Source organism: Pseudoalteromonas sp., assembly GCF_041613455.1.
In the GTDB taxonomy this organism is placed as follows: Bacteria; Pseudomonadota; Gammaproteobacteria; order Enterobacterales; family Alteromonadaceae; genus Pseudoalteromonas.
Window position 1 is genome coordinate 1 of sequence record NZ_JBFJHD010000146.1, and the last position, 7614, is coordinate 7614.

The window sequence follows — 7614 nt, forward strand, 5'->3', positions numbered from 1 at the left end:
AAGTCATATTCTGACGGCGAGCGATGCTGCCATAAGGTCATTAATGACTTTAAGCTGTCAGGAATCGTGGCGGGATCACGGTTATCACGCCAAAATGCCGAGTCTTCGCGCTTACTGGCAATATAATGTAATTTAAGGAAATCAATGATGCGATCCCAGTTATAGTTAAAGCGCTCATTAAAGCTTTTTGCCACTATATCCATGCATTCACGATTTGCTGGCATTTGTTCGGCAATCGTGGCAACGGCCAGTTCGATCATCACCAGCGCTGACGCTTCTAGCGGCTCTAAAAAACCGGCAGAAATGCCTACCGCCACACAATTATTAACCCAGAATTTTTCTCGAATACCTGGGTTGATATCAATTTTTCGCAAAGCGATACTGTCGCTTTTATCACCAATAGAGTCCTTTAAATAACAGCGTAGCGCTTTTTCCGCCTCGGCTTGCGTGGTATGCCGGCTGGAATAAACATGACCAACACCGCGGCGCGACGGTAACCCTATATCCCATATCCACCCCGCCTCTTGTGCGGTCGAAATGGTGTGTGAGGCAATGGCATCATCGCCTGCTTCATAAGGCACTTGCGCTGCTAGTGCAGTATCAATAAATAAAATATCTTTTTTACTAATTAATGGTACTTGATAGTGTTCACCAATCAACAAGGCGGAAAAACCGGTACAATCAACAAACAAGTCGCCCGCAATAGCACCATGGTGCTTTGTGCTTAAACTGGCAATATCGCCAGAGTCAATGCTGTTGATCTGACAAACATGATCTTGAATATAATCAACACCCAGCGTGTTTATACAATGCGTTTTTAAAAACTCGGCAAATTTACCGGCATTTAAATGATAAGCATAATTAGCCACGGCGGCGTATTCGGGTGAGGTGATTAATTTCGGCGCTAAGCCCTTTTCACACAGTTGTTCCTGAAAGCACACCGCCTCTGAAAATGACATACCCTGCTTATCTTTTTGCCAATATTTAAACAAATCAATATCAAAGTAACCTTGTGGTAGCACTAACGGGTGATAATAAAAGTCATCGTCGGCGCCCGTGACCCATTTGGCAAACTTTGCCCCTTGTTTAAAGCTAACATCACATTCGCGAATAAAGTCGGTTTCAGAAATACCCATTTTTTGTAATGTGGTACGCATGGTCGGCCAAGTACCCTCACCAACACCAATACTTTTAACATCAGGTGACTCAATTAACGTCACTTTTAGTCCCTGTCCTGATTGTGTATTGTGCATCGCGGCAATACTGCCCGCGGCTATCCAGCCAGCGCTGCCACCGCCAACAATTACCACATGTTTTAATGTTTTAGCCATAATTTACTCTTATTATTATATTGCTGATTAGCTTTACTTTATTGCTGCTGGACTTAATTTAACACCTTTATCGAGTGTTTTTACCACTAAGGCTTTTACTTTAAAGCCGGTAATAGCGAAAGCGATACCAATAATCGGTGATAGCCAATTAAAGAAACAAAAGACCGCATATTCTAAAGGGTTGATCAATAATACCGACTGCATATAAGCACCGCAGGTATTCCACGGAATAAGCGGCGCAGTGACCGTGCCGCCATCTTCTAACGCTCGCGATAAATTTTCCGGCGCTAATTGGCGGCGCTTATATTCTTCTTTAAACATTCTACCCGGCATGACAATAGCAATATATTGATCTGCGGCTATACAGTTAGTGCCAAAAGCCGTCACTATCGTAGTAGAAATTAACGAGGCAACGCTGTTCGTCACGCTCATTAAGCTTTCTACCACACGTCTTAACAACCCCACTTTTTCCATTATAGAACCGAACGTCATCGCCGAGATTATTAGCCAAATAGTATTTAGCATTGACCCCATACCACCACCACTTAATAAATTATCAATCGCCTTATTGCCTGTATCTAGTGCAACGCCAGAAAACATCACTTGCCATACCACCATGGTATTCGCTTCAAGTGTTGATAAACCATCATTAGCGTAAGATAAAATAAGCTCTTGTTGAAATAACACTGCCCATACGGCACCTGCAATTGCACCTATACCAATGGCCGGAAATGCTGGCATTTTTTTCACTGCTAAAAATAAAGTAATAAACAAAGGCAGTAGTAAATACCACGCAATAAAAAACTCATTTTCTAGGCTGACTAATAGCTGTTCTATTTGGCTATTAGGGACCTGATCTGTACTATTTATACCAAAACAAAAGAATATGATGAGAGTAATAGCAAAGCAGGGCACTGTGCTCCACATCATGTTTTTAATGTGAACAAAAAGTTCTGTTCCAGCAATGGCAGAGGCTAGGTTAGTCGTATCAGACAATGGCGAAAGTTTATCGCCAAAGTAAGCACCACTGATAATAGCGCCCGCCGTCATCGGGCCGGAGGCATCAATACCCGAAGAAACCCCCATTAATGCGACACCTATCGTTGCCGCTACAGTCCAGCTACTGCCAATACATAACGCAACCAATGCACAAACAACACAGCAACTGACATAAAAGTATTGTGGCTCGAGAATTTGTAAACCAAAATAAATCATTGTCGGTACGGTACCCGCCAGTAACCAAGTACCAATAAGCGAGCCAACCGCTAATAAAATTAGAATGGCGCCTAACGTTAAACTAATACCTTTGGTAATACCGATTTCAATTTCATCGCGCTTGTAGCCATTTTTTAAACCAATCAGGCACGCGATGCCTGCGCATAGCATCAAGGCTATTTGGTTAGGCCCTGAAGATGAGTCATCGCCAAAAAAATACACCGCAAGAAAGAGTAAGAAAAGTAAAATGACTATGGGGAATAATGCGTCAAATAACGCCGGTTTTTGTTTTTTTTCTATCATGCTTATCCCTTTAATTTTTAGCGGCCAGACTAAAAGTACGTAAACATGTGTATTTCAGTGTAACTGGGCGCTGCTTTTTTATTAGTAGTTGTTTTATGGAAAATCGACATAATTCTTAAACTATTTATTCAGTCACTCCCGGTTTTTGTAGAAACATTGATGCTTTATTATCAATTAAAGAACAGCATAATTAGCTTTAATCTATGTTTCTGTTAGCTAACTAACGGCGATTGCATCACTTGCAGGTCAAGCATTCAATCGCCGTTTAATTTTACTTTGTCAAATAATCATGGTGACCAATTGACTCGCCTAAAGTCGTTAACTTTGATAACCATTGATCGATTTGTTTGACATTTTCTGGCGCCGCACTGACTCCCGTTGGTATTTGCTCATTAAGCACAGACTCTATTGCTAAACTAACTGGGTACGACACTAATCGCGCCATGGCTGGTCCTTGCTCGTTGCCGTGACTATCTAGCTGGTAACTTTGGTGCCAAACCACTTTGCCGTCACGTCGAACTTCTAACTCTACACACATGACTACGCGATCCGCTTCACCTTCATCATATCCATATTTTTGCTCAAGCTCTTGACTGATTTCCTGCAAGCGTTGCTCGCCCTCACTCCCAGAGAGCGTAGCTATCTCGTCAAATAATGACTGCCATGCTGTTGACCAACCATTTAAGCGTAATGTGCCACGGACGAATTCCCGAACATCCCAATCATCTTTAAAATTATATTGTTTGATGAAGGGGATTGAGTCCCTATTTGGATAGGCTTGGAATGTTTCATGATGATCAAATAACTGCGCTTGATATTCACTTAACGCTTCCCAAGGAGCATTAGAGGTTTTTACTTGGCCGTCTTGTTGCCACTGTGCTTTTGAACGCAACGCCTTTAAAACCCCTAATGGTGACCAGCTAAATTTATATTTAAAGTCATTAGCCTCTTTTGGAAAGCCGCCACAATAAGAGCGAAAATAATGCTGATTGTCTGGTGAATATTGTTCGCTAGTTTGGTAGCTATCAACCAACAAATGAGCAAATAAATGATCGATACCAGGATCTAAACCTACCTCATTAACAAAGCATAAATTGGCCGCTTTTACTTTGGCGTCTAACGCTGCCATTTCCGGTGCAATATAGCTGCTAGAAACAAAGTGGGCTTGGTGTTGTAAACAGAATTCTGCCACAGTTAAGTGCATAGTAGCTGGTAACATTGACACCAGTACATCACCGGGTTTTACACTCGCAGTTAATGCATCCCAATCTAATTGACGGACATCAACCTCAACATCACTATTTTTCAGTACTTGCTGTGCTTTCGCTAAGCTACGATTCCACACAATAATAGGCGTGTTTTTTTTTGCTAATTCAATAATACCAGGTGCTGACGATAATCCAGCGCCTAGCCAATGTATAGTATGAGTCATATATTTCCTGTTTAAATTTCGGTTATTTTACGTTTAAATAAGTCTAATGCTGCAGGCCAAACCCCCTGAGATTTATCAGTAAGCGTTAATAAATGTTTTACTAACTGCTCGCCGTAATCCTCACTGCTTTCTTTAGGTAATAACGACGGCAGATGGTCGATAGCAATAAGGTCAAGCACATTAGTGTCATCAATGCGTAAACAAGGCGTTTCGAACGTTGTGCATTGCTGATAAATAGGTAAGGGATTGTAGCTACCGTAGGGATCACAACTAACATCAACAATCACCGACAATTTCCGTGTTGGTTGATCCAGTAATTCTTTAGTGACAAACGGCGGTAAATCTCGATTAATCAGTACGCAGTTAACAAAAACATCAGCTTGAGTGATTTCTACAAACGGTCCGCCTTTTTTGGTTTCGGCTAAGTCCCATTCGATAACATCAAGTGACAGGGATTTCGCTAAGTCTACCGCACCACTGCCACTGCGCCCTTTAGCACCGATAACCAACAATTGCGGTTTAGTATCAATTTGCCTTATCGCCTGTTTAAGGTCGCCAAGCAGTTGCTCTTTGTCTTGATAAGATGAAATATTAGCCAGTGGTGGATTAATATTTTGCTGTTGATTTGCCCACGCCAACACAGACAAAGCCGCGCCAGCAAAGCCCGCCCAGTAACCAAAAGCGGCAATTCTTCTTTGTTGCTCATCAACCAAATATTCTAAATCGAATAGCTCACCGCCACCGCGCTTAAAGCGTAATAATAAGTCTTGCCAGCCTGCTTGCTCTTTATAAGCATGGGCAAAATAAATATGTTGGTGGATCAGCGGAAAATCATCTTCGGGTAATTCTTTCAAACCTAAAATAGTCGCGTCTTTGGGAGCATCCACCCAACTGCCCTGCTCGACTATTTCGGCATTAACGTCTTGATATTGCTCTTGAGTAAAGATATTTTGAGGTGAACATTCAACGGTTACTTTAAAGCCCGCCGCAATTAATTTTTTTGCACCTTTTGGCGACAGTGCAGTACGTTGCTCATGAGGTTTGGTTTCGGCTCTCAGCCAAATATGTACTTTGTTCATAATATTAGTGTTCAGTAATTGGATGAAAAAAGGACACTAGCTAGATTAATAAAACTAGCTAGTATCTTAATAAATCAACAAATCCCTTTGTTGCTTGGGGATTAGAATGAACCACGAACACCAATTGAGTAGCGAGGGCCAGTTTCAATGGTATATAAAGCATGATTTGTATATAAACCACGTTTATTGGTTACTTCATTGGTCACGTTAATACCTTCAAAGAACACCGTAAACGATTCATTGATGTCGTAACTGCCACTAATATCAACTTGGTAATAGTCTTCAACATAAATTGGCGCACCACCAGCCCAGTTAGAGGTTACTTGCATAAACTCAGAGCGGTTGTTGTAAGCTACACGGAATTGAATGGCGTCTTTTTCATAAAATAACACCGCATTTTGCGAATCTCCCAAACCTGGTAATGGTAATGGGTTTTCCGCAGTGTCGGCACTTGATTCACTATCAACAAAGGTCATATTTGCCATCATGCCTAAACCATCGAATGGCGCAGGTAAGTAGGTAAATCTATGCTGTAAAGCAAGTTCAACTCCGTCGACTGTCGTTGAGTTTAGATTCATTGGGCGGCTAACTTTTACATCGAATTCACCGTTTGGAACCGTTACACTTTCTTGAGATTGTCCACCATCAATAAAGTTATCGATATCTTTAGTGTAATAAGAGATCGCCGCATAACTGGCTTCATCAAAATACCACTCAAGACTTAAATCAAAGTTGTCAGACTCGTAAGGTTTAAGGTTAGGGTTACCACCTGAGGCTGATAAGCTGTCGATTTTACCTTCATTATAAGTAGTCGCTGGAGACAGCTCAGTTAATGTTGGACGCGTTATGCTCTTTGACCAAGCTGTCCGTACAATAACATTTTCAATAAGTTCAATATTGGCATTAATGCTTGGTAAAACATTACTATAATCACCATCGGCGCTGATACGCGTTAAATCGTCAGACATAATAGGGACATATTTACCTAGCGCATCTGGACCTGTGATATCTAGCAGCTCATTACCGTAACCTGATGACTTAGTATCTGTTTGCACATAACGAACACCAGCAACAACCTGCCAAGGGAGATAATTAAATTCACCTTCAAAATAAGCATCAACATAAATTGCGCTTAGGACTTCTTTAATTTCATATGAGTCAGACAAAACGTTTTGTGCGGTATGCCCGCCATTGTTTGCCATTGCCTGTTTCATGCGCTCAGCAGACTCAGCATCAAGCTGCGTATAACCTTGCTCACTTTCTAAATAGGCCATATATTCATAAGAATCGAAGCTTAACCATTGGTCTACTGGGTTGCCGTCAACGGCAGATAAAAAGCCGTCTGCGTTAAAGTCACTGAACAAGCTTGCAGGAAGTTTTACCACATAGCCGCCCCAACCATTACGTACAGTTCGGTCTGTATTCGTTGGCATAGTGGATAGAGTGCGGCTTGAATGTGAAGCGCCAAAATTCACTTTTGACAGTGAACCCGCATCGATCATCCATTCAGTATCTAGGCGTGCTTCAACTATTTCATCTTCTATATCATCACCAAAGATACTGGCCCAGTTTGCACCTAAAATATCTTTACTCAAGTTTTCTTCAAAACCTAAAACAGGGACGGCACCACCTTGCGTGGCATCAAAAGTGTAGCTATTAAAAAAGCCAGCTACAGTATCCGTTGTACCATTACCACCTTCAGATTTAGCATTAGAATATGAGACATCAGCACTAATATTAACTTCATCATTTAACTGCCAATCCATATTCACGCCAAGCGCTTTGGTGGTGGTAGGGCGATAAGATAAGCGATTTAAATAATCAGTTGCGCTATTATTACCGGTCGCTAATTGCACTACAGTACGATTTTCATCTAAGGTGGCATCAACAATATTGCCCGATTCGAACCAGTGAGCAAGAATATCCTCACGATAGCTCACATCGTATTTTGAATATAAAGCGTCAGTGGTAAACAGCAGCTCATCATGCGGACGATATTGTAATACTAAGCTGCCACTGGTACGCTCACGGTTTTCAGTTTTTACGATTTGATCATAGTTGCGTGGCATAAAGACATCTTCTAATACCTCGCCACTGGTTAATGAGTCTAAGGTCTCTGGTATATAACCCGCTGTTTGTGCGACGTCACTACGACTGTCTTTGTCGCTGTAAGCAAGCGAGGCTAAAACACCAAACTTGCCATCATCGAAAGTATCACTAATTAACCCAGAGAATGTTGGGTTATGAGAGTCTG

Annotated in this window: 5 protein-coding genes; all 5 read right to left on the reverse strand. The window is 41.6% G+C overall.

All coding sequences use genetic code 11. The features are described from left to right. The coding region (locus ABYB02_RS12325) for a tryptophan halogenase family protein (RefSeq protein ID WP_372762743.1) at positions 1–1331 on the reverse strand (1331 nt) is incomplete at its 3' end. 33 nt (positions 1332–1364) lie between these two features. Then, entirely contained in the window at positions 1365–2849 is a 1485-nt protein-coding gene (nhaC, locus tag ABYB02_RS12330; protein WP_372762744.1) for a Na+/H+ antiporter NhaC, read from the reverse strand. A gap of 271 nt (positions 2850–3120) precedes the next feature. Continuing rightward, on the reverse strand, positions 3121–4281 hold the full coding sequence (locus ABYB02_RS12335; protein ID WP_372762745.1) for a saccharopine dehydrogenase family protein: 1161 nt from the start codon (positions 4279–4281) through the stop codon (positions 3121–3123). A gap of 11 nt (positions 4282–4292) precedes the next feature. Beyond that, positions 4293–5360 carry a saccharopine dehydrogenase gene (locus ABYB02_RS12340; RefSeq protein ID WP_372762746.1) on the reverse strand — a complete coding sequence of 356 codons (1068 nt, stop codon included), beginning with the start codon at positions 5358–5360 and terminating at the stop codon, positions 4293–4295. A gap of 101 nt (positions 5361–5461) precedes the next feature. Next, positions 5462–7614 (reverse strand): TonB-dependent receptor (locus ABYB02_RS12345; protein WP_372762747.1); only part of this gene is annotated, 2153 nt, incomplete at its 5' end.